Source organism: Slackia isoflavoniconvertens, assembly GCF_003725955.1.
Taxonomy (GTDB): Bacteria; Actinomycetota; Coriobacteriia; order Coriobacteriales; family Eggerthellaceae; genus Slackia; species Slackia isoflavoniconvertens.
The window spans coordinates 97,711-121,408 of record NZ_QIBZ01000007.1 but is presented as its reverse complement, the minus strand read 5'-3'; the positions used below and the strand labels follow the sequence as shown (position 1 = coordinate 121,408).

Genomic DNA, 23,698 nt, shown 5'->3' with positions numbered 1-23,698 from the left:
GACCACAGAGGCGGGGATCACCCGATCCCATTCCGAACTCGGCAGTTAAGCCCGCCTTCGCCGAAAGTACTGCAGCGCCAGGCTGCGGGAGGACAGGGCGTCGCGCTCATGCAGGGCGCTTCCGCATGGACGAGGGGCCTTTAGGCCCTTTTTCCTTTTCGGGGGCCGCGGGCCCCTTTCTTCGCTCTATGAGAATTCATCAGACCCTTCTCGCGAGCCTTTGGCTGAAGCCGAAGCCATTCAGGGCAACTACAACGGCAAGGGTGTTCTCGACGAAGTCGATGTGAAGGGTGTTACCTGGACGCGTTATACTGCGGAAACCGGCACCGTGTACATGTATACGAAGGCTCCGTGCGGCAAAACCGTGCATATGTTCTTCGACAATGGCATCACGTCGGACGATGCTCTGCCCATGATGGAAAACGTTGTTCTGAAGTAAGTCGCTTCAAGATGATTTCCCCGCAATGGTGGTAAAGGGCTGGCATCGTGGCGTTTAGCTGGTCCTGATATCGGCCTATGGGGGCCAAAAAGGAAAACCCGCGAAAGCGGGTTTTCCTTTGCTCTAGGCCTTGTTTGTGCAAGACGGAAGGACTAGTTGTCGAATGCGCCTTCGTTCCAGGCTTCGATGTTCTCGATGCGAATGACGGAAGAAACGGCCTTCACGGAATCGAGCGCCTCGAGGTCGGCGCGAGCCTTCTCGATATCGCTTTCCTTGGCGGCATGCGTCATGTAGATGAGCGTGCAGGCTTCGTTGTCTTCCGATTTCGTCTGATTGATGTCCGAAATGGAAATGTTGTCATTGGCGAGCACTTTGGTGGTTTCGGCAAGCACGCCGAGCTTGTCGGCCACGGTAAGGCGAATGTAGTAGCGCGTCTCCAAGTCGGCGATGTCGCGAATGGCGAGGTTGTGGCCGAAAGGCTCGCTCTCAGGAATGATTTCTTTGCCGTGCGCGATATGGTCGGCAAGCGACATCACGTCGCCCACTACGGCGCTTGCGGTGGGGAAGGAACCCGCGCCTGCTCCGTAGAACATGGTCTCGCCCACGGCGTCGCCAACGATGAACACGGCGTTCATGGCGCCCGACACGCTTGCGAGTTGGTGTGTCGCGGGAATCATGGTGGGGTGCACGCGCACGTCGACGCCGCTTTCGGTGTTGCGTGCAATGGCGAGCAGCTTAATGGCGTAGCCGAACTGGCGCGCCATTTCGATATCGGTGGCGGAAACGTTTCGAATTCCCTGCATGAACACGTCGTCGGTATTCACGCGCGTGCGGAAGCCGATAGAAGCGAGAATCGCGATTTTCGAAGCGGCATCGAAGCCGTCGACGTCGGCCGTGGGGTCGGCCTCGGCGTAACCCAGTCGCTGCGCGTCGGCGAGCACTTCATCAAAGCCCAGGCCCTCGTTGGCCATGCGCGACAGAATGTAGTTCGTGGTGCCGTTCATAATGCCGGCAATAGTGAGAATTTCGTTGCCGACCAAGTCATGCTCAAGCGCGCTTACCACGGGAATGCCGCCAGCTGCGGCAGCTTCGCACTTAATTTGCACGCCGTGGCTGTTTGCGAGCTTGGCCAGGTGCTCGACATGGCGGCCGAGCAATGCCTTGTTCGCGGAAACCACGTGCTTGCCGTGCGCGAACGAGTCTTCGAAAATTTCGGTCGCGGGATGCTCGCCGCCAATGAGCTCGATCACGATGTCGATAGTGGGGTCGCTCGTAACATCTTGCCAGTTGGTGGTGAAGATATCTGCGATGCCGAGATTCTTCGCTTCTGCGTCGTTGCGGCTGCATGCGCGCTTAATTTGAAGGTCGATGCCGTAGTGCTCCACGTAATCGTCGTGGTGGCGTTGAATAAGGCGCACTACGCCTCCACCGACAGTTCCCAAACCAATAATGCCAATGTTGACGCTGCGCATTCGCGCCTCCTTATCTTCGGAGTTCGTGTTTCGCCTATTGTCGCTCATGTGCGCTTGTTAGCGGTCCGCATTCGGCAAGTGCAAAAAACGAGCAGCTGAATGCAACGCGGCGGCAAGCACCAAAACGGCCGTGGCATCGAGCACGCGATCGATGAACGTTGCGATAATGTGCGCGCCCGCCTGGGGCATTCCGATGCCCGTGAAGTAATTTTCGTAGGCAATTTCGAACGGTGTGGTGATCAATCCGTAGGCGAGCATGTCGCTAAGGGCGAGCGAAAGCGCCGACTGCAGAACTGCGATGACGAGCACGGCGCATATCGCCGCACGAAACGCGCCGAGCTTTGCTCGCCAGGCGCGCAGGAAAACGCCGTAGATAAGAACCACCACGGCGCATTCGCCATAAAACAGCAAATTGCCTGCGTTTCCGTTGACGAGCGCCAGAATGAGGCTGTGGACGAAGCCAACAATGAAGCCCGCCGCAGGTTCGAGCGCGAATGCCGCAAGCGCCGTGCCCGTGGTGTCGAGCCATACGGGAAAACCCAGAAGCGACATCGCGCCATACAAGGCGCAATCGAGTAGGGTGAACGCCGCCATATATACGAGATATTTCCCGACGCGCGGGTTCTTTTGGAAATAGATTCGAATTGACGCGGGCGTCGCCTTGAAGCCGCTCGACGCATGCATGTGCGCGAAGGAATTCGCCTCGAAATAGCGCTCGCGGTCCTCACCGATTTGGCGTAGTTGGTCGAGGAAGCTGCCCGTGATGATGCCGGCGGGAAGCGCGATTACCAAAATGCCCACGATCGATGCCGCGATAACGATAACTTTGCCCGTTTCCGTCGTGGGTGTAAGGTCGCCGTAGCCGATAGTCGTGAGGGTGACGGCTGCCCAATACAGAGCATCGATGAACGTGTCAAACGTGTTGGGCTCGTTGCAAAACATCAGAAGCGCCACCATGAACACGTACATGCCCACCAGCACGAGCGAGAGGGTGAGCGTGCGGCGCTCCGACGCGAACGTGTTGACGATGACGGCAAGGCGGCGCGAATAGCGCATGATGCGCACCACGCGCAGCGCGCGAAGGAACATGAAACTCGCGGGCAAAACGCCAAGCGAGGGCAGAATGGAGGCAAGGTCGATGAGCGCGGTTGCCGTGAACGGGTATTTCACGAAAGCTTTCCAATCGCCTCGACGGCCTTCTTTTATGTCATGGGTGATCCACCGCAGCAGGTAGTCGAAGAACAGGATGTACACCGTGACAAAATCGAGCGCGGTGAACGCGAACTGCCAAGCGCCGGGAAGCCGGTCGACGTGGAACATGAGCGGAACGATGCTCGCAAACGCGACGGTGACCAGGAATATGTCGTAGAGGCGGCTCGCGCGGTCGTCTTTCTGCGCGATTTGCACGATTTGGAAGATTCTGGTTCTCATAGGGCGCTTTCTTCGAATGGATGATTGAAGTGTAGCCTATGGTGAAGTGTTCGACTGACTTGATTAGGCTGGTCTTCTATAATCCGAGAGGTTTTGATTCTTTTTGCGGGAAGGGTGCGGCAATGGCAAATCATGCGGAATTCGATGCGTTCGTTGAAACGATTGCGAAGCTGCGCGCGCCTGATGGGTGCCCGTGGGATCGCGAGCAGACGCATGCGAGCATTGCGCACAACATGATTGAAGAGGCCTACGAGGCCGTCGATGCCATTGAGGCGCGCGATGCGGCCCATTTGCGCGAAGAGCTGGGCGACGTGTTGCTGCAGGTGGCGCTGCAAAGCCAAATCGCTGCCGATGCGGGCGAATTCACGATCGATGACGTGTGCCGCGACATCAACGAGAAAATGGTGCGCCGCCATCCGCATATTTTCGGGGAAGTGCAGGCTTTAACGCCTGAAGAAGTGACCGATATTTGGGATGCCGTGAAAATGCGCGAGCGCGAAGCGGCGATGGGCGCGGAAGCCAACGCCGTCAAGCCCGATGGCCTTCTCGATGGCGTGCCCGCAAGCTTTCCGGCGCTGATGCAGGCGCAAAAGATTTCGCGCAAGGCGGTCGCCGTGGGCTTTGAATGGCCCGATGAGGCGGGCGTGTGGGCGAAGGTCGCAGAAGAAATCGAGGAATTCAAGGAAGCCGAGACGTCCGAAGATCGCGAGCTTGAGTTCGGCGATATTTTGTTTGCGCTCGTGAATGTGGCGCGTTGGAATGGCGTCGATGCTGAAAACGCATTGCGTGCGACGTGCGCGAAATTCCGTCGTCGTTGGAGTTTTATGGAAGGCGCGGCGTGGGCGCGTGGCGAGCGCCTGGAAGACCTCTCGACCGACGAGCAAGAGGAATTGTGGCAGCAGGCCAAAGCACATGAGCGCGAGGCGACGGAGGCTCGCGAGGCTTAAACGAGTTTTAGGGTCGAGCGTGCCTTCTGACGCGAAGCCGACGGCGGCACTGTTGTGGTAGTGGGCGGCTGCGGAGCGTGAGCTCGTGCGCCGCTCGCGGATAAATATCTCAGTTTGTGCGTTTTCCGCATGCGAAATGGGATGAAGCCTGTAACAATTGCCCATAAGCCGCAATGGCGGCTGGTGGGAGTTGCGGGAGAAAGGCTTCCCATGAAGGCGAAAATGATTCACCGGTGCATTCACGTGCTCGATTTGGAAAAATCGCTCGCGTTCTACAAACGCGCATTTGGGCTCGACGTTGTTCGCGAGATTACTCGCGCGGAAGGCTCTCGCAAGATTGTCTACATAGGAAACGACACCACCGATTTCGAGCTTGAGCTCGTGTGGGAAAGTGGTCGCACCGAAGCGTACGACAATGGGAGCAACGATACTCATTTGGCGTTTGCGGTCGACGACGTCGATGCGGCGCGTCTTCTGCATGACGAAATGGATTGCGTGTGCCACGAACTCGGCCGCGATGGCATTTATTTCATCGAAGACCCCGATGGCTGCTGCCTGGAGATTGTGCCCAGCAATTTGTGGGACTAGGCGATTTGCGAGAAGGCTGGCCCTATCCGATAATGCATGAAGATAGTTGTTGGAGGGGGATGTTCAATGGTTCAGTATCGCGTTCCTCGTGAGGAACTTCCGTATGATCCTGCCAATCGGAAATCGATTGTCGAGTATGCGCAGAAGCTTGTTGGGCGCACCCTTCGCGATTCGTGCGACGTCGACTCCTTTTCAAGCAAAAAGGGGAACAAAGGCAAACTTGGCCAGGCAATCGAGTATTGCTATTTCGAGTACGAACCGAACTCCGCGCAAGAGCCCGATTTTCCTGAAGTTGGCCTTGAGCTAAAAACGAATCCAGTTAAGCGAAAGAAAGATAAGGCACTTTCGGCAAAAGAGCGTCTTGTTCTGACCATGATTGATTACTGCGCACTCGTGCATGAGACATGGGAAAGCTCGACCGTCTTGAGCAAAATGGGAGACATGCTGCTCATTACGTTTTTGCATGAGCCCGAGAAGGACGAATTCGACTACGAGTTTGAGTTTGTCGGAACGCCTTCGATTCCTCCTGAAGACATGGCGGTGATTCGTGACGACTGGGAAACCATTGTCGCGAAAGTAAAAGCCGGCCTAGCCCATGAAATATCGGGCGGCGATACGAATTACTTGGAAGCGTGCACAAAAGGCGCAAGCGCTAAAACGGTTCGAAAGCAGCCGTATTCGGACATCATGGCGAAGCAGCGCGCGTTCGCGCTGAAATCGTCGTATATGACGGCGTTTTATGACAAGAACATTTGCCTCGAATCGATTATGCGTCGTCGCGGCGAGGAATCGATGGGCCTTGAAGACCTGGTGAAAGCGCGAATTGGGGAATACGTTGGTGCAACCAATATCGAGCTTGGCGACCGATTTGGCTTGAATCCCAGGAGCAAGAGCTTCAATGCCCTGCTGACAAAAGCGATGCTTGGAGTTGGCCAGGAAAATGAGATTGCCGAATTTTCGAAGGCGGGTATAACCGTTAGGACAATTCGTCTTGAGCAAAATGGACGAATTCGTGAGCACATTTCATTTCCTGCGTTCGAATTTGCCGATTTGCTTGCTGAGGCGGAATGGGAAGATTCCGAATTCGGCAAGGTGTGCAACTCAAAATTCCTCTTTGTGGTGTTCAAAGAGAATGAACAGGGCGTCTACGAATTGCGTGGCTGTGAATTCTGGTCGATGCCCTCGGAAATGGTCGATGCTGCTGAGGCCACGTGGGAAGAGACGAGGCGCGTTGTCGAAGGAGGCGTGAAATTCATTGAATGCGCGCCTTGCTGCAATGGTGGGCGCCCGACTATCAAAAACGATTTACCGGGTTCCGGATTCAACCATGTTGCCCATGTTCGCCCACATGCTTCGCAAAGTGCATATCGTTTTGAGGACGGAACGGAAATTGGAAACGTCGCAAGGGATGCGAGCGAGTTGCCCGATGGCCGCGCAATGACGAAGCAAAGCTTCTGGCTTGATAAAGGGGTCGTCGAAAAGCTTCTGAAAGACCGAGGATATTGATTTTGTTGAATGGTTATTTTCGATCTTGACAATCTTGGCCTATTAAAAGATCCTTATTGCAGTCTAAAATAGTTCTTTTTGAATTGACCTAGATGCGGGGTTTCGATATGACTATTCGTGTTGCCGAGCTTTTCGCTGGCGTGGGTGGGTTTCGCCTTGCCTTGGATGGCTACGACGACGAGAGCCATGGTTGGCATCTTCCTGCCGCAGGCTCCTATGAGACGATTTGGGCTAATCAATGGGAGCCTCCCGGAACCGCCACGAAGCAATTTGCCGCTGACTGCTACAAGCTTCGTTTTGGCGAGGACTCGCTGGTAAACGAAGATATCGAAAAGGTTCTTGACCAGGTCGAAGCTGGTGAAATGGAGATTCCTGAGCACGATATGGTCGTGGGTGGTTTTCCATGTCAGGACTATTCCGTTGCTCGTCCTTTGAGCCAGGCGAACGGAATCGAGGGCAAAAAGGGCGTTCTCTGGTGGCAGATTTATCGTTTTCTGTATCTATGCTCGCCGAAGTATGCCTTGTTCGAGAATGTCGATCGTTTGCTTAAATCGCCCGCTTCGCAGCGTGGCCGCGATTTCGCAATTATGCTCGCTTGCCTGAACGAGCAGGGTTATTCGGTTGAGTGGCGCGTGGTGAATTCGGCTGATTACGGCGCACCGCAGCGCCGCCGCCGCGTGTACATCTTTGCGCAGAAAAACGCTGAGTCTTGGAACCTTGAAGAACGGGTTTTGCGGAATGGCGTTATGGCGAGCGCTTTGCCCGTCGTGCCAGCCGCGACGAAACAAAACACGCTTCATGTCGAAGGCGAGCCCTACGAGATTAGCGAGAATTTCGGCAAGGGCCTCAAGGTGTCGCCGTTCTATAAAGCTGGCGCCATGCAGAATGGTGAGGTCTATACGGCCGAGGTAACCGCCGATTACCATGGTCCTTTTGAGACCTTAGGCGATGTGCTTGTTGACGATTCCGACGTTCCTGAGTCGTACTTTATCGACAGCAGCAAGCTCAAGCGCTGGGAATATTTCAAGGGTGGAAAGAAGGAAGAGCGCACCCACGCCTCTGGTTTTACCTATATGTACTCGGAAGGTGGAATGGCGTTTCCTGATCCGATCGATAAGCCCTCTCGCACCATTCTGACGAGCGAGGGTGGGGCCGGCGCGTCTCGCACAAAGCACGCGGTTCGTGCGCAAGACGGACGTGTTCGTCGCTTGGTTCCCGATGAGCTTGACCAGTTGCAGACTTTTCCGAAGGGATGGACGAATAGCGGCATGACCGACGGGCGCCGTGCGTTCTGCATGGGCAACGCGTTGGTGGTGAGCATCGTCCATCGTATTGCCGAGGAAATCGCTCGTCGTGCTGGTGAACAGATTGTTTTGTAGGAGAGACATGAAAACAATCAACGTCGTTGCGGCCGTCATTGTGCATGACGGCAAGGTGTTCGCGACTCAGCGCGGGTATGGCGAGCTTGCCGGCGGGTGGGAATTCCCTGGTGGCAAAGTCGAGGCGGGAGAAACCTCTGAGCAGGCGTTGGTTCGCGAGATTCGCGAAGAGCTCGAAACGACGGTCTCGGTCGATTCGTTCGTGTACCAGGTAGAATACGATTACCCTGCGTTCCATCTGTCCATGGGGTGCTACATGTGCTCCATCGTGGAGGGGCATTTGCATTTGCTGGAGCATTCGGCGGCGAAGTGGCTCGGCGCGGCGAACCTTCGCTCGGTCGATTGGCTGCCCGCCGACATCGAAGTCGTTAATGCCCTCGAGGCTAAAGGAGTGCTTTCCTAAGTTGGCTTTCCCTGGAGAAAAATATCCGCTCGACATGGGCGAGCAAAACTGCCTTATTTCGAACATGCTTGCGTCGGAATGCCTGCTGCTGCTTATCGGCGTTGTTGGCTCCATGGTCGCAAGCGGAGTTGTTTCGGGCGATTGGCTCGGTTCAATTGTCGGGTTTGGCTGGGCGCACGAAATTGCGCTGTCGTGCATGAAGCTTTCCGCCATTGACACCATCGTGGCGGCCATTGTTGTGACCGTGATTGCGCTCGCCGTTGCCCATGCCATCGAATTCGTCGCGTCGCACACGACGTCGGGCAGGTTGAGCATTATTGCGAATCGCCGCGGTCTCAATGGCGAAATTCCGCGCATCGACTCGTACGCTGTGTTCGCGGGTATGTGCGCGGCGGGCTTTGCCGAGGAGCTTTTGTTCCGCTTCGTGCTGGTGGGCGGCGTGACCGTGCTTTTGGGCCTGTTCATTCCCGCAAAAATCGCCGTAATTGCCGCAGTTGTTATTTCCACCGCCGTTTTCGTGTATGCGCACGAGGAATATCGCGATTGGTACACCCTGTTGGTGTGCGTGGCGATGTCCCTCGTGATGTGCATCGCGTTTGCGGTTACTGGCAGCTATGTGGTGGTCGCGCTTGCCCATGCGGCGTACGACATCATCGATATCGAAATCGAGGGTTCGCGCATGGTGAACGAGGACGACTACTTCTTCGGCGAGGTTCCGCAAAGCGTGATGCTCGATATGTATGAGGAAATCTGTCGCGAAGAGAACGAGCGCGCCAATCGCAAAGAGTAGCGCTCATCGAAATAGATCGAAAAAAGAAGGAGTCTGCAGAATGATTGCAGGCTCCTTCTTGTATAGGGCCGTTACTTCTTACGCCATGATTTTGCGGAAGAGCTCGACCACCTGGTCGTGGTCGGCTTCGCGTGGATTGCCAGGGAAGCACGCGTCGGCCATGGCATCGCGGGCCAGCTGCTCGAGGTCGCCTTCGACCAGACCCGCGCACGTCTTGGGAATCTCGACGTCTTCGGAAAGCTGGCGCACGGCCGCGATGGCCGCGTCAGCGGCTTCTTCGGTGCTCATGCCCGCGGTGTCAACGCCCATCGCGCGGGCCACATCGGCCAAGCGATCGGCGACCACGGGTTTGTTGAATTCCATCGCGATGGGCAGAAGCATCGCGCAGGCAACGCCGTGCGGCGTGTCGTAGTGCGCCGAAAGCGTGTGCGCCATGGAATGGTCGATGCCCAAGCCTACGTTGGAGAAGCCCATGCCGGCGACGTATTGGGCGAGCGCCATGCCTTCACGGCCGCTCGCGGGCACGCCGCTTTTCGCTTCGGCCACCGCGTCACGCAGGTTCTTCGAGATGAGCTCGATCGCCTTCAGGTGGAACATGTCGGAAAGCTCCCACGCGCCCTTGGTGGTGTAGCCCTCAATCGCGTGCGTGAGCGCGTCCATGCCAGTGGCGGCGGTGAGGCTTGCGGGCATGGTTGCCATCATTTCAGGGTCGACAACGGCAACTTCAGGAATGTCGTTCACGTCGACGCAGACGAATTTGCGTTCCTTTTCCGTATCGGTAATCACGTAATTGATAGTGACTTCGGCCGCGGTACCAGCGGTAGTGGGCACCGCAATGGTGAACACGGCATGCTTGGTGGTGGGCGCGACGCCTTCGAGGCTTACCACGTCGGCGAATTCGGGGTTCGTGGTAATAATGCCAATGCCCTTCGCGGTGTCCATGGCGCTGCCGCCGCCCACGGCCACGATGCAATCGGCGCCGCTGGCCTTGAATGCCGTCACGCCCGCCTGCACGTTCTCGATGGTGGGGTTGGGCTTAATGTCGCTGAACATCTCCCATGTGATGCCCGCTTCGTCGAGCAGGTCGGTCACCTTTTTCGTGACGCCGAAACGCACCAGGTCAGCGTCGGTCGCCACAAACGCTTTTGAGAATCCGCGACGGGTAAGCTCGCCAGGAATTTCTTTAATCGCGCCTGCTCCGTGGTAAGAAATGTTGTTCAAAACGAAGCGATTTGACATAGCTGCCTCCTTGCGTCGACGGGCTGCCGTTGCGCGTGGCGTTTGCGGCGCGTCCCCTTTGGCGTGCCCGATTGCTTGTAAGAACAAGATACTCGTTTGCCTGTTGTGTGGCGCCGAAAATGGCGTCGTTTTCGAATTGTCGATGCGTCGGGGGCAAAGCGCTTTTCGCAACGAAACGTCAACATCGCGTGGCGCTGCTGTGGGTTTGCTTGACACTCGCGGGCGGCGAACTACAATCCTGTTTTGGCACTCGAACATGTTGAGTGCTAAAAATCGCCGCCGCCACGTGCGAACGCGGGCGAAACGCCTGCGCCGCCTTGTGCGATACGGCGACCTTTGGGTAAAAGCCGCCTGAGCGGCACGCGAATAGAAAGGCCATTCGAGCTATGAAGAAGTTCAAGACAGAGAGCAAAAAGCTGCTCGACCTCATGATCAATTCGATTTACACGAATAAGGAAATCTTCCTGCGCGAGCTTATCTCCAACGCGTCCGACGCTGTGGATAAGCTCTATTTCAAGAGCCTCACCGATACCGACGTGAAGCTCTCTAAAGACGAGCTGGCCATTCACGTATCCTTCGACAAAGATGCGCGCACCGTTACCGTGAGCGATTCGGGCATCGGCATGACCAAAGACGAGCTCGAGAAGAACCTGGGCACCATCGCCCATTCCGGCTCGCTCGAATTCAAAACCGAAAACGACAAGGCTCAGGGCGACGACGTGGATATCATCGGCCAGTTCGGCGTGGGCTTCTATTCCGCATTCATGGTTGCCAAGGAAGTGCGCGTTGTGAGCCGCGCATTCGGCAGCGACGAGGCATGGGCGTGGGTCAGCGACGGCGTTGAGGGCTACACCATCGAGGAAGCCGAGCGCACCACCAACGGCACCGATATCATCCTTACGCTGAAAGACGACACCGACGAGGAAAAGTACGACACGTACCTTTCCGAGTGGGGCCTGAAGAGCCTCATCAAGAAGTACAGCAACTACGTGCGCTACCCCATTACCATGGATTGCGACAAGACGCGCGAAAAGCCGAAGCCCGAAGATGCCGGCGACGATTACAAGCCCGAATTCGAGCATTACACCGAGTGTGAGACCATCAATTCCATGGTGCCCATTTGGAAGCGCAGCAAGTCTGACGTGACCGACGAGGAATACAACGAGTTCTACAAGTCGAACTTCCACGACTTCGCCGACCCCGCGCGTACGATTAAGGTGCATGCCGAGGGCGCTCTTACTTACGACGCTTTGCTGTTCATCCCGAGCCGCGCGCCGTTTGACTTGTACAGCAAAGACTACAAGAAGGGTCTGGCACTCTACAGCTCCAACGTGCTCATCATGGATAAGTGCGAGGAGCTTCTGCCCGATTGCTTCAACTTCGTGCGCGGCGTTGTCGATTCGGCCGATTTGCAGCTGAACATTTCGCGCGAGACGCTGCAGCACAACAGCCAGCTGCGTGCTATTGCTAACAAGCTCGAGAAGAAGATTAAAAGCGAGCTCGAGAAAATGCGCGACAACCATCGCGACGATTACGAGAAGTTCTTCGAGCAGTTCGGTCGCGGCCTGAAGTTCGGCATTTACCAGAGCTACGGCATGCAGAAGGGCCTGCTCGGCGACCTGCTGCTGTTCTATTCGGCCAAGCAGCAGAAGATGGTGACGTTCGAGGAATACACCGCCGCCATGCCCACCGACCAAAAGGCGATTTACTATGCCGCTGGCGATTCGACCGACCGTTTGGCGAAGCTGCCTGTGGTGAATTCGGTGCTCGACCGCGGTTACGACGTGCTGCTGTGCACGCAGGACGTTGACGAGTTCACGTTCCAGACCATGCAAACCTGGGGCGAGGGCGAGTCGGCCAAGGAGCTGAAGAACGTCGCGTCGGGCGATTTGGGCTTGGAGACCGAGGACGAAAAGAAGGCCGCCGAAGATGCCACGAAGGAAAACGAAGGCCTTTTCGGCGCCATGAAAGAAGCTCTGGGCGATTCGGTGACGAAGGTTGCGGTGTCCACGAAGCTTGCCACGGCCGAGGCCGCGCCGGCGTGCATCACCGCCGAGGGCCCTGTGTCGCTCGAGATGGAGAAGATTCTCTCGCAGATGCCCGACATGGGCGAAGCGCCCAAGAGCGATCGTGTGCTCGAAATCAACGCCGCGCACCCCGTGTTCGCCACGCTGAAGGCCGCGCAGGAAGCGGGCGATGCCGAAAAGGTGAAGACCTACGCGAGCCTGCTCTACAACCAGGCGCTGCTCGTCGAGGGCATGCCCCTGGAAGACCCGGTGGCCTTCGCGAACGCGGTTGCCTCGCTCATGAAATAGCCTGATTCCCAACCTGTTGAATGCTCGTAGCGTTTAACAGGTTTCGGTTGAGCTTGGTTGATGGCCTTGACCGTTGGCTCTAGTTGCCGATTCTGGCTGCTGGCCTCGGTCGCTTGTCGTGATTGCTAGCCTTGATTGTTGAAAGCCGGTCGCATCCGCGGCCGGCTTTTTTCGTGCCCGCGTGCCCAACCTGCCGTGGACCTGCTCCGCCTGTTAAACGCTACGAGCATTTAACAGGTTGGGCATTTAGCGGAGGAAAGCATCCGACAGGTTTTCGTTCGGTCGCATGCTGTTCTTTGTTGAAGCGGCCGACATGCTCGTTGAACGTTATGAGTGCATGGCGACTTCTAAAACCCTTGCGGTATCGCAAGGGTTTTTGTATTGTGGTGGCATTCATATCGGGCGATTTAAAGGGGAAGTCCATGCTTTCTGTTTCGGAATGCGCGCAAATTTTGGGAGTGTCGACCGCTCGGGTTCGGCAGCTCATTGCCAGCGGCTCGCTTGAAGCTACAAAGGTTGGGCGCTCGTGGGTTTTGCCAGAGGCCGCGGTTTACGATCGCTTACTGAAGAATCCGTCGTCAGGAAGGCCCTCGTCCTCGTCGGACGATCTGCATTCCGAGCGTATGGCATCTTCCGCAGAAAGCCGTTGCGACCTGCCGCAGCTCTTCGAAGAATGCAAGAAGGCCTTTTCCTTCTGCGTTCCGCTTGATGTTCTTCAGTCGGCCAAAACGCAAGAAGAGGCCGATTTCTATATAGAGCTATCCGATTTCTTTTTGCGTCAAAAACAGCGTGAGCTCGTGAAGCGTGGTGCATTCTAAATGGCGAGCCAGCCTACGCTCGTTGTGTTTGCCGGCGTGAACGGCGCAGGGAAATCGACGTTTTACCAATCGGGGCTTTGGCGCGAATGCGACGTCGATTCGCGCATGCCCCGCATCAACCCTGATGAAATAATTGTCGCCGCGGGAAAGGACTGGTCGTCGCCGACTGACCAGCTTTGGGCGGGCAAGCAGGCAGTTGGTCAGGTTCGAGATAATTTCGTCCATATGAAATCATTCAACCAGGAAACGACGCTTGCGGGAAAATCGGCGGTGGCTCGCATCCGGAAGGCGTATTCGCTGGGGTATAGGGTTCGGCTCTTTTATATCGGCGTGGATTCTCCTGAAGTCGCTTTGGCTAGAATTCGCCATCGCGTGCAAGTTGGAGGCCATGATATTCGTTCTGAGGATGTTGAGCGGCGTTTCTCTGCGAGCATTTCCGCCCTGGGTGAGGTTTTGTCGTACACGAACGAGGCGGTGGTTCTCGACAATACCGACGGCTTTGTTCATTTGGCTGCATGGAAGAATGGGACGCTCTGTTGGTGGTCTTCCGAAAAAGCGAAGGCCCATCCGTGGTTCGCGCGGGCTATTCAGCGCGAGAATTGGAGGGAGTGAGCCTTCGGTTGAGGTTGAACCTGTTAAATGCTCGTAGCGTTTAACAGGTTTTTCATCGGGAGTGCCCCGTTTGCCGCAATTGCCCACCTGTTAAACGCTACGAGCATTTAACAGCGAGCATTTAACAGGAGTGGCAGGCAAGGGGAACGAACGATTTCAGCTGCTCTTCAGCGTTGGCGGTTTTTCGTAGCGAAGCGTTAACGCTTTCGGCTTGCGCGCGACGCGTCGGTTATCATGGCAGTTTGTACTGATATATGCGGCGTGTGCCGCATAGGCCGACTCTTAAAGGAGCCCCATGGAATCGTTCGAAGTCGTTTTGCTGCTGCTTGGATGCGTTCTTGTCTCAAGCATTTTCGACCAGGTATTTTCCCGCTTGGCCATGCCGCTTGTGCAAATCGCCCTTGGCGCGGTAGTCGGCTTCTTGATTGTCGAAGACCCCTCGGCGGTTATTTCCGATCCTGAGCTCTTCCTGCTCATCTTCATCGCGCCGCTGCTTTTTGACGAATCGCGCCATGCCGATAAGGGCGCGCTTTGGAAAAACAAGGGACACATCATCTCGCTCGCTATTGGCCTGGTGTTCATTACGGCGCTCGTGGTTGGCTTCGTGCTGAACCTTATCGTGCCGTCTATTCCTCTTGCGGCCGCCTTCGCGCTAGGCGCCGCGCTCGGTCCCACCGACGCCGCCGCCGTTGCCGCCATGGGCAAAGACGTCAAGCTTACCGACCGCCAAAAATCGCTGCTTTCGGGCGAGGCTTTGTTCAACGACGCATCGGGCGTTGTGGCGTTCGAATTCGCCATTGCGGCGGCCGTCACGGGAACGTTCTCGTTGTTCAACGCAACGGCCACCTTTCTGTTCGACTTCGTTGGCGGCGTGGTCGTGGGCCTTGTGCTCGCGGCAATCGTGATGTTCGTGCTTGGCCGCGTGCGCGCGCTCGGCCTTGAAACGCCCACGGTGTTTCTGCTGTTCGAAGTGGTCATGCCGTTTTTCGCGTACCTCACCGCCGAGCACTTCGCCGTGAGCGGCATTTTGGCCGTGGTTGCGGCTGCGCTGTTCATGAAGTTCTACCCGAGCTCGCTTACTATCGAATCGTCTCGCTACGCCGTGGCCAGCGAAAATGTGTGGGAGCTCATCGTATTCGTGATTAACGGCATCGTGTTCGTGCTGCTGGGCATGAAGCTTCCCGAGGTTATTCTGCCTACATGGAATGCGTCGGGCAGTCAGGGTGGCGCGTGGCTCCTCGTCCTGATCGTGCTCATCACGGCCATCGTGCTTGGCGTGCGTTTCGCGTGGGTCGTGGTTATGGAGAAACTCACGCGCAATCGCGAGGGCGCCCGTCCGAAGATCAATGCCGATTTCCTGCGCAACGCGGCCGTGATTACGCTTGCTGGCCCGAAGGGCGCCGTGACGCTTTCGGTCGTTATGTCGCTTCCGTACTTCGTTGCCGCGACAACGCCGTTTCCCAACCGCGACCTGCTCATCTTCCTTGCGTCGGGCGTTATTGTGCTCACGTTGCTCATTGCGAATTTCGTGGTGCCGCTGCTGGCTCCCGCTGAAGAAAGCGAAGGCGCGTCGCCGCGCTCGAAGGTGGAAGTCGACATTTTGCAGAATGTTATCGACGAGCTGCTTGAGAAAGAGACCCCCGAAACGGCGGTGCCTACGCGCGTTACCGTGCAGGCATACCGCGATCGTATGAATTTGGTGCGCGAGCGCGAGGTTTCCGACGACACGCTGCGCGGCATGCGCATTGATGTTCTGAGCGACCAGCTCGAATTCGTGCGCGAAAAAATGGCGTCGGGCGAAGTGGGTCGCGCGACGGGCGAGCGCTATGCGAGCACGCTTCATCACGGCATTGACGTGCTTAAGCGCGGCTCGCATTCGAAGTTTGCTTCGACGCTTGGCTCGGGAGCTCCCATTGTGGCGGGCGCGGACGTTGCGCCTGGCGCGGTTATTACGCGGCCTGATTTACGCAAGAAAGCCCCGTTCACATGGACGGTTCGCTTCATTGTGGACAAAGTTCGCGGTTCGAATATGACGGATGAATGCAAGCGCGAAATGTCGAAACTCATCATTGCCGCCGAAGAACACGCCTTGCAGTATTTGGAAAGCATGGAGCCCGCGCTCGATGCCGAAGGCCGCCATGCTGCGGGCCTGCTGAAGAGCGAATACAACGCTAACCTTACGGCATTGCGCTTGCGCGTGGCTCGCGTGGAAGCAGAAGCGGCCGCCGAAGCTCGTGAGGAAGCGCGAGAGGTCGCCGAAGAGAAGTGCGCCGTGGCGCCCGATTCCACGGTGAAGCTCGAGGCCATAACGGGCATCGACATTCCGAAGGTCACTCCCGAAAGCAAGCGCGTGCTCGATGCCGCCGAGGTGCGCAAGGCGCAATTGAAGGCTGTGATGGAGTCGCCTTCCGAAACAGGCACGATTCCGTTCGTCGCGCCCGATTCCGATGACGCTGACCTGGCGGCCAAGATGACCTCCGCGGCAAATGCCGTGGCCGATGCCGCATCGGCGGCTTCCGCTGCGCTCGCTGGCGAAGAAACGCATACGGGTCGCAAGGTGCGCGGCACGTTTTTGGGCAAGCGTCGTGTGAAGGCGAAAACGCGCGACATCGAGGCCGAGGCGCTTTCGATGGAGCTCGAACAAATTCGCCTCATGCGCGAGGCTGGCCGCCTTACCAACGCAGATGCACGCGAGCTGCGCGAAGAGGTGTATATGCTGCAAATGGGCCTCGAGGCCAGGTAGCAAGCGAAGCTTTGCGCGCACCAGCTGCCCCGCGCTTCGACAGCCCGGGCGCCCGACAATCCAACGCCTCCGCTTCGAACGCCGATGCGGAGGCGTCGCATTTTGTCGCTCGCGATGCCCACGCTGTCCAGAGTGCTGCTTTGGCCAGCGACCTTCTGCGGGGCGCTAGCTCTCGGTCGCTTCTTCCACCATGCTGATGAGTTCTTGCTGGGAATGCACGTCGAGCTTCGCGTAAATATGGCGCACGTGAGTTTTCACCGTGTTGTGAGACAGCACGAGCTTTTCCTGGATGACGGGGCTCGTGCGCCCGCGCGCAAGCAGTTCGAATACCTCGGTTTCGCGCGCGGTGAGGCGATGCTTCTCGGCAACGGTGGCGCAGGCGGTTTCGAACGCGGTGTCATCCGATTTTTGCTGAAGGCCTTCCGCAGGTTCGGCTTCTTCGGCGAGCTGCGCTGCGGCTTCTTCGCCGCTCGCGTTCTTCATGAGGCTTTCTGTATGGGCGGGAGTAATGCCCTCGATGGTTTCGGCGAAGCTGTAATTGCGCATGCCGACATAGTTGTATGCGACGAACGCGAACGTAATGGCCATGGTAATCCACGCGGCGACGGTCGCGTTGCTCGTAGATATTTCATTGACGAATTGCGCGACGGGCGCGCCAATGCCAATGCCGAGCCACTGCGTGGCCAAAAACGACGCGGAAACGGAAACCGCGCCCAGCTTGTTGCGCGCGCCAACAGCGGCGATGAAACAGTACATGAGCACGTTGAACAGGTCGGATCCCGCGCTCAGGAGCGTGCCATGGGCTTGCATGTTGAATGGATCGGCGCCGCCGAAAAGCAGCAGCGGCGTCGTGAGGAGGCCGCCGAAAAGCAGCAGCGGCGTCGTGAGGAGGCCGGCAAATACGAGCAGCATCGACCCCCGGTAAAGCGCGTCGGTGGAAATCGAGCCTCGCGCCACGACAACGACAAGCGCAATGGTGACGGGAATGAACGAAATAAGCGCTCCTGCAACCGAGGAAGCGCTGCTCGCTCCGCCAAGCGCGAAGCCGCACGCGATGTTGAACAGCAGAATCGAGACGAACGCAAGGCTCGAAAACGACACGTATGAAGACGGGCTCGTGATATTGAGCACGTTAGGCGCGGTGGAGTCGTGAACGCTTTCGAGTATCGCGCGGGCGTCATGTCGAACGAACAGATAGCTTGCGACAAGTGCTGCGACGAAGGCTATGGTTGCCAGGCCCATAGAAGAGGGCAGTCCGAGCGCCATGAGGCCGCAGCGAAATGCGTATTCCAAAACGAATCCTGCGGGAACGGCGAGCATGGCGCGCGCTGCCCCCAAGTTGGCAAGGCCAACGCCGATAAGCACGGCGAGCCATGCGCTGCCAAGGCCGCCGAAGGGGGCGCCAAGAAGGAGCAGCGTTGTGTTGTTGGTAAGAACGCCTAAATAAAGAAGAATCGCCGCTCCGACGGTGGATGCCAGGCATGCCACCGACCATACGCCCTCGCGCATGAGCGAAGGTCGCACATAGGCCGCCACGGCAACGGCGATAGAAAACGCCGCACCGCTGTACGTTGAAATTTCGCGAGCGACCGGCATAACGAGTGCGACGTTCGGAAAAAGCATCGTGTTGACGATGAATGACGAGAGCAACTCAAGCGTGAGTGCAGCGCATACGCGAAGTGTTGCTGGCGCGGCAACGCGTTCAGTAGTATCCATATCTCTTTCCCTCCGCGCAAAGTGTATAGCAACATGCTTGATTAGTCTGCTGTAAATCTCACCCTCTGAAGGCTATTTTGAGGTGAGCGATATACGAAATGCCTGTTCAGATGTGCTTTATGAACTTCGCGGCCAAGGGGTGACGCAATGTGTCCGCTTCGAGCGTAATCTGCGAGCCACATTCGCAAATCAAACGAGGAGGGCGAAATAATGGAAGAGAAAATCACGAACAAGGGCGTTTCTCGCCGCAACTTCCTTGCGGGCGCTGCGCTGGCTGGCGTTGCTGCCGCAGGCGCGGGTCTTGCTGGTTGTGCTCCGGCGGGCAACTCCGCTAAGGGCGCCGCTTCGAAGGGCGCCGCTGCTGCAGAGACCGACGCTCCCGCATGGCTGGGCGTTGAGCCTGAGGTTGCCGAGTCTGATATCAAGAAGACCGAGGAAACCGACTTCCTTATTATTGGCGCTGGCACCGCGGGCATGTGCGCCGCTGGCACGGCTGCCGACCTTGGCATGAAGTTCATCCTTGCCGAGAAGAACGACAAGGTCACCGAGACCCGTGAGTACTTGGGCATCGTGAACTCCAAGGCAGCTGTTGCTCAGGGCGGCGAAGTTGACGGCATGAAGCTGCTCAACGAGCTCACCCGCTACGCTTCCGGCAAGTGCAACCAGGACGTCATCAAGATGTGGATCGACGAATCCGCCGAGCTGTTCGACTGGATCGATCCTCTGATGCAGGCAGCTGGCAAGCAGGCTGTTGTCGATATGCCTCCCGCGCACGCAACTGGTGGCACCGACTACATGCTGCCCGTTCTGCAGCACATGTATCTCACCCCGTACTCCGATCCCATGCGTAACGACGTTCTGCTCTCCCATGTTCAGGAGAAATCTGCCGATAGCGTTCGCTGGGGTTACGACCTGGTGAAGCTCGTTCACGAAGAGGGCAAAGTTTCCGGCGCTATCTTCAACACCTCTGAGGGCTATGTTCAGGTGAACGCCAAGAACACCCTGCTCGCCACGGGCGGCTACCCGGCCAACCCGACCATGATGAAGGCTCTGCAGCCTGCCGCTGTCGGTTGCTGCACCGCTTCGAGCTTCAACCCCGCCGACACCGGCACTGGCCTGAAGGCTGGTCTGTGGGCTGGCGGCGTCAAGGACCCCGATCCCGCGCCGATGATCTTCGACCGCGGCGCTGTCGAGGTTGGCGTTGACTGCGGTTACATCGGCAAGGGCGACGAGGCTGCATTCCCTGGCACCATCTACCAGGAGAACATCGGCAGCCAGCCGTTCATGAAGGTCAACCGCAACGGCGTGCGCTTCGCTAACGAATCCACCCCGTACGACACGCTCTGCTTCCAGGCCGCCCAGCAGCCCGGCGGCGTGTGGTGCTCCATCTTCGACGCCAATGCTCCTGAGGACATCATCCGCTTCTCGACCATCGGCTGCTCCGCATTTGCCAATCAGATGATGGCCGCTGGCATGCCTCTCGAAGAGTTTGTCGCAACTTCCCGCGACGCTGGCTACCTGAAGAAGGCCGACACCATCGAAGAGCTCGCTGACAAGCTGGGCTTCGAGGGCGAGTCCAAGAAGGCCTTCCTCGAGCAGGTCGAGCGCTACAACCAGCAGTTCGACGCTCAGGCCGACGACGACTACGGCAAAGAGGCCTATCGTCTGTCCGCCATTCGCACCGCTCCGTTCTACGGCCTGTGGTTCGGCGGCACGCTGCTCACCACCATCGACGGTCTGCGCATTAACTCTGAGTGCCAGGTTCTCGATGAGAAGGGCGCTGCTATCGAAGGCCTCTATGCTGCAGGCGACGTTTCCGGCAGCTTCTTCAGCGGCAACTACCCCGAGTACATCGTGGGCGTTGCTTCGGGCCGTTCTTCGACCCAGGGCCGTCACGTCGCTCGCAAGCTCGGCGGCGACCTGTAAGTCTCGGTATATGCCGGCGGTTTAATCGCCGCCGGCTCCGAGCCCAGATACCAGGCTTCGCTGGCCGCTTCTTTCGCCGACCCCTTCGGCTTAAGGCTCCCCTTGGCCAGCTTGGTTTTTGATATCTGGTTTCCGACGCCTGGGTTCCAATACCCGGTCCTGGCGTCTGGCTCCCTCCCTTTTTCCTCATATAGCTCGGGCGAGCCCCTTTCTTTCTCCCCAAGCTCGCCATTTCAACGCCGTTGCCCGCACTCCCTCCCTCCCCGCGGGCAACGGCTTTTCTGTATTGTGCGGCCGTGAAAGCGCCGATCTAACAACCCCTCACTGAGATTTAGAAAGCCTCATTCGATTACCGTCGAGTGGGGGCTTTTGTTGTGCAGGGCGGCATAAAACCACAATATATAGGCACCGCTCGTGCATCTTCCCTATATGGGGCATATAAATAATCATTCAAAGTGACAGTTAAGTAACGTGCAAAATAAATTGTCAGATAAGTTGACAATGAGGCACTTAGATTTTATATTGCCAAATGTACCAAGAAGGCTCCAAGGCCGCGGAAAGAAAAAGCCGTGGGCTTCGAGCCAAGCAAGCAAGGTAAGAACAGTCGGTGGCAATGCCACCAGCGGGGCTGCAGGACGCGGCTTCGTCAACGAGAAAGGGCTGAATAGATATGGGCAAGATTCTGGGTATCGACCTGGGCACCACGAACTCCGCGATGGCGGTTATGGAGGGCAATGAGCCCACCATTCTGGTGAACGCCGAAGGCGATCGCACCACTCCGTCGGTCGAGGGCTTCCGCAAAGACGGCGAGCGCGTTGTCGGCAAGGCCGCTAAGAACCAGGCTGTCACCAACCCCGAGAACACCGTTTCTTCCGTGAAGCGCTTCATCGGCCGCAGCTACGACGAAACTGCCGAAGAGCGCAAGACCGTCGCCTACAATGTCGTGAAGGGCAAGGATGGCCGTTCCGTCGTCGACATCGATGGCAAGGAATACACTCCCGAGGAAATTTCGGCCATGGTTCTGCAGAAGCTGAAGGCCGACGCCGAGAAGCGCGTGGGCCAGCCGATCACCGAGGCCGTCATCACTGTTCCTGCATACTTCAACGACGCCCAGCGTCAGGCCACCAAAGACGCTGGCAAGATCGCTGGCCTCGACGTGAAGCGTATTATCAATGAGCCTACCGCTGCGGCTTTGGCTTACGGTCTCGACAAGGTGAACAAAGATCAGAAGATCCTCGTGTTCGACCTTGGCGGCGGCACGTTCGACGTTTCCGTGCTTGAGCTCGGCGACGGCGTGTTCGAAGTTCTGTCCACCGCTGGCGACAACCACCTGGGCGGCGACGACTGGGACCACCGCGTCATCGACTGGATGGCCGACAAGTTCGCTGCTGACAACGGCGGCATCGATTTGCGCAAAGACAAGATGGCTCTGCAGCGCCTGAAGGAAGCCGCCGAGAAGGCGAAGATGGAGCTTTCCTCCACTACGCAGGCTTCCATCAACCTGCCGTTCATCACGGCCGACGCCACGGGTCCGAAGCACCTCGACTACACGCTGACCCGCGCGGAGTTCGAGCGCATCACGAAAGATTTGCTCGACCGCTGCAAGCAGCCTGTTGAGCGCGCGTTGAAAGATGCTGATCTTGGCACGGGCGACATCGACGAGGTCATTCTTGTTGGCGGCTCCACCCGCATGCCGGCTGTCCAGCAGCTCGCTGAGGCCATGACGGGCAAGAAGCCGAACATGTCGGTGAACCCCGACGAGGTCGTCGCTATTGGCGCGGCTGTTCAGGGCGGCGTGCTTTCCGGCGATGTTGAGGGCATTCTGCTCCTCGACGTCACCCCGCTTTCCCTGGGCGTTGAAACCATGGGCGGCGTGATGACCAAGATGATCGACCGCAACACCACCATCCCGACCCGCAAGACCGAGATTTACTCCACGGCTGCCGACAACCAGACGTCCGTTGAGATTCACGTTCTGCAGGGCGAGCGCCAGATGGCCAACGACAACAAGACCCTTGGCCGCTTCCAGCTCACCGGCATTCCTGCGGCTCGCCGCGGCGTGCCCCAGATTGAGGTCACGTTTGACATCGATGCCAACGGCATCGTGAACGTTTCCGCTAAAGACCTGGGCACTGGCAAGGAGCAGCAGATCACCATTTCCGGCTCCACGGCTCTGTCTGACGACGAAGTCGACCGCATGGTCAAAGACGCCGAGGCTCACGCCGACGAGGACGCGAAGCGCAAGGAAGAGATCGAGGCTCGCAACAACTGCGACTCTCTCGTGAATGCCACCGAGACTACGCTCAACGAGCTGGGTGACAAGGTTCCCGCCGACAGCAAGTCCACGGTTGAGGCCGCTATCGCCGAAGCCAAGACTGCGCTTGAGGGCACCGACATCGACGCCATCAAGGCTGCTACCGAGAAGCTGCAGCAGGCAAGCTACAAGCTGGCCGAAGTTGCCTACAGCAATCAGGACGCCGCCGCTGCTGGCGCTGGCGCCGCGGGTGCTGCTCCCCAGCAGGATGACGGCCCCATCGAGGCCGACTACGAGGTCGTCGACGACAAGAACGAAGGGAAATAATCATGAGCAAGGACGGTAAGGACAAAGCCGCCCAGGAGCCTCGTGAGATTCCTATCGACGGCGCAGATGAAGTAACCGAAGGGGCGGCTGAAGCGGCCGCCCCGGCCCCCGAGGCCGAACCGGCGGAAACCGCCGAGGCCGCCCCGGCCCCCGAGGCCGAACCGGCGGAAACCGCCGAGGCCGCCGAGGCCGAGGCTGATTCCATCGAGGAAGAGGCCGAGGCGGTTGTGGCTGACGCCGAGCGCGTCGCTAAGGCCGAAGCTGAAGCGGCCGCCATGCGCGATAAGTACCTTCGCCTTCAGGCGGAATGGGACAACTATCGCAAGCGCACGGCCGAAGAGGCTGGCGAGATGCGCGTTCGTGCCGCTGAAAAGCTCATGGGCGATTTGCTCCCTGTGATGGACGACTTCGAGCGCGCTATCGCGCATGCCGAAGCCAACGGCGATGCCGGCCTGCTCGACGGCGTGAAGGCGATTTCGACCAAGCTTTCCGAATCGCTCGGCAAGCACGGCCTTGAAGCCATCGACCCCGCGGGCGAGGCGTTCGACGCGCTTGAGCACCAGGCCGTAGGCCAGGTCGAAGACGCGAGCGTGCCCGACGAGACCGTTGCGCAGGTGTACCAGAAGGGCTATCGCCTGGGCAAGAAGGTTATTCGTCCGGCAATGGTCACCATCTCCACTGGCGGCCCGAAGCGCGAAGTCGAAAGCGACGACGCAGAATAGTATGTATTGGAAGGCGGGCGCAGTGCTCGCCTTCTTTGTAGAAATCGCACGTCAGAATAAAAGGAGGTGGC

Annotated in this window: 18 protein-coding genes and 1 rRNA gene; 15 read left to right on the top strand and 4 right to left on the bottom strand. The window is 57.9% G+C overall.

Annotated elements, in window-relative coordinates; translation table 11 throughout:
• Together rrf and DMP05_RS05430 are read left to right on the top strand one after the other, a co-directional pair.
• Nucleotides 1-109, top strand: a 5S ribosomal RNA gene (gene rrf / locus DMP05_RS05435); the annotation flags it as partial.
• 111 nt (nt 110-220) lie between these two features.
• The gene (locus tag DMP05_RS05430) at nt 221-439 is read left to right on the top strand and encodes a hypothetical protein (RefSeq protein ID WP_123219500.1); all 219 of its coding nucleotides are present in this window, start codon (nt 221-223) and stop codon (nt 437-439) included.
• A gap of 152 nt (nt 440-591) precedes the next feature.
• On the opposite strand, the gene DMP05_RS05425 is transcribed toward DMP05_RS05430, so the two are convergent.
• Together DMP05_RS05425 and DMP05_RS05420 are read right to left on the bottom strand one after the other, a co-directional pair.
• Complete coding sequence (locus tag DMP05_RS05425; protein WP_123219499.1) at nt 592-1,911, bottom strand: homoserine dehydrogenase; 1,320 nt, start codon at nt 1,909-1,911, stop codon at nt 592-594.
• A 57-nt stretch (nt 1,912-1,968) separates the two neighbouring features.
• On the bottom strand, nt 1,969-3,342 hold the full coding sequence (locus tag DMP05_RS05420; RefSeq protein ID WP_123219498.1) for an ion transporter: 1,374 nt from the start codon (nt 3,340-3,342) through the stop codon (nt 1,969-1,971).
• 122 nt (nt 3,343-3,464) lie between these two features.
• Here DMP05_RS05420 and mazG point away from each other — a divergent pair, with 122 nt between their 5' ends.
• The 6 genes from mazG to DMP05_RS05390 all read left to right on the top strand — a co-directional run bounded on the left by mazG (nt 3,465) and on the right by DMP05_RS05390 (nt 8,955).
• Nucleotides 3,465-4,289, top strand: coding sequence for a nucleoside triphosphate pyrophosphohydrolase (gene mazG, locus DMP05_RS05415; RefSeq protein WP_123219497.1), 825 nt, complete (start codon nt 3,465-3,467; stop codon nt 4,287-4,289).
• A 210-nt stretch (nt 4,290-4,499) separates the two neighbouring features.
• Nucleotides 4,500-4,877, top strand: a complete 378-nt coding sequence (locus DMP05_RS05410) for a VOC family protein (RefSeq protein WP_114616395.1) — start codon at nt 4,500-4,502, stop codon at nt 4,875-4,877.
• Between the two features lie 66 nt (nt 4,878-4,943).
• A complete protein-coding gene (locus DMP05_RS05405; RefSeq protein WP_161957480.1) occupies nt 4,944-6,383 on the top strand; it encodes a Sau3AI family type II restriction endonuclease in 1,440 nt (479 codons plus the stop codon).
• Between the two features lie 107 nt (nt 6,384-6,490).
• Nucleotides 6,491-7,762: a DNA (cytosine-5-)-methyltransferase gene (dcm, locus tag DMP05_RS05400; RefSeq protein ID WP_123219514.1), complete on the top strand. Its 1,272-nt coding sequence runs from the start codon at nt 6,491-6,493 to the stop codon at nt 7,760-7,762.
• Nucleotides 7,763-7,769: 7 nt separating this feature from the next.
• On the top strand, nt 7,770-8,165 hold the full coding sequence (locus tag DMP05_RS05395; protein WP_123219495.1) for a (deoxy)nucleoside triphosphate pyrophosphohydrolase: 396 nt from the start codon (nt 7,770-7,772) through the stop codon (nt 8,163-8,165).
• Between the two features lie 34 nt (nt 8,166-8,199).
• Nucleotides 8,200-8,955 carry a CPBP family intramembrane glutamic endopeptidase gene (locus DMP05_RS05390; RefSeq protein ID WP_211326862.1) on the top strand — a complete coding sequence of 252 codons (756 nt, stop codon included), beginning with the start codon at nt 8,200-8,202 and terminating at the stop codon, nt 8,953-8,955.
• A gap of 78 nt (nt 8,956-9,033) precedes the next feature.
• Here DMP05_RS05390 and fucO read toward each other — a convergent pair whose 3' ends face one another.
• Nucleotides 9,034-10,194, bottom strand: a complete 1,161-nt coding sequence (gene fucO, locus DMP05_RS05385; protein WP_123219493.1) for a lactaldehyde reductase — start codon at nt 10,192-10,194, stop codon at nt 9,034-9,036.
• Nucleotides 10,195-10,580: 386 nt separating this feature from the next.
• Between fucO and htpG the strand changes: the two genes are divergently transcribed.
• The 4 genes from htpG (at nt 10,581) to DMP05_RS05365 (ending at nt 16,682) form a co-directional block, all read left to right on the top strand.
• Nucleotides 10,581-12,509, top strand: a complete 1,929-nt coding sequence (gene htpG, locus DMP05_RS05380) for a molecular chaperone HtpG (protein ID WP_123219492.1) — start codon at nt 10,581-10,583, stop codon at nt 12,507-12,509.
• Between the two features lie 131 nt (nt 12,510-12,640).
• Nucleotides 12,641-13,327 carry a helix-turn-helix domain-containing protein gene (locus DMP05_RS05375; RefSeq protein ID WP_148039693.1) on the top strand — a complete coding sequence of 229 codons (687 nt, stop codon included), beginning with the start codon at nt 12,641-12,643 and terminating at the stop codon, nt 13,325-13,327.
• Nucleotides 13,328-13,939 (top strand): ATPase, encoded by a 612-nt coding sequence (locus DMP05_RS05370; RefSeq protein ID WP_123219490.1) that lies wholly within the window; start codon nt 13,328-13,330, stop codon nt 13,937-13,939.
• Nucleotides 13,940-14,234: 295 nt separating this feature from the next.
• Nucleotides 14,235-16,682, top strand: coding sequence for a cation:proton antiporter (locus tag DMP05_RS05365; protein WP_123219489.1), 2,448 nt, complete (start codon nt 14,235-14,237; stop codon nt 16,680-16,682).
• A gap of 165 nt (nt 16,683-16,847) precedes the next feature.
• Here the strand turns inward: DMP05_RS05365 and DMP05_RS05360 are convergent, their stop codons facing one another.
• Complete coding sequence (locus tag DMP05_RS05360) at nt 16,848-18,398, bottom strand: response regulator transcription factor (protein ID WP_123219488.1); 1,551 nt, start codon at nt 18,396-18,398, stop codon at nt 16,848-16,850.
• Nucleotides 18,399-18,608: 210 nt separating this feature from the next.
• Here DMP05_RS05360 and DMP05_RS05355 point away from each other — a divergent pair, with 210 nt between their 5' ends.
• The 3 genes from DMP05_RS05355 to grpE all read left to right on the top strand — a co-directional run bounded on the left by DMP05_RS05355 (nt 18,609) and on the right by grpE (nt 23,627).
• Nucleotides 18,609-20,324 carry an FAD-binding protein gene (locus DMP05_RS05355; protein ID WP_123219487.1) on the top strand — a complete coding sequence of 572 codons (1,716 nt, stop codon included), beginning with the start codon at nt 18,609-18,611 and terminating at the stop codon, nt 20,322-20,324.
• Nucleotides 20,325-20,994: 670 nt separating this feature from the next.
• The gene (dnaK, locus tag DMP05_RS05350; protein WP_123219486.1) at nt 20,995-22,905 is read left to right on the top strand and encodes a molecular chaperone DnaK; all 1,911 of its coding nucleotides are present in this window, start codon (nt 20,995-20,997) and stop codon (nt 22,903-22,905) included.
• Between the two features lie 2 nt (nt 22,906-22,907).
• On the top strand, nt 22,908-23,627 hold the full coding sequence (gene grpE / locus DMP05_RS05345; protein WP_123219485.1) for a nucleotide exchange factor GrpE: 720 nt from the start codon (nt 22,908-22,910) through the stop codon (nt 23,625-23,627).
• Nucleotides 23,628-23,698 lie beyond the last annotated feature (71 nt).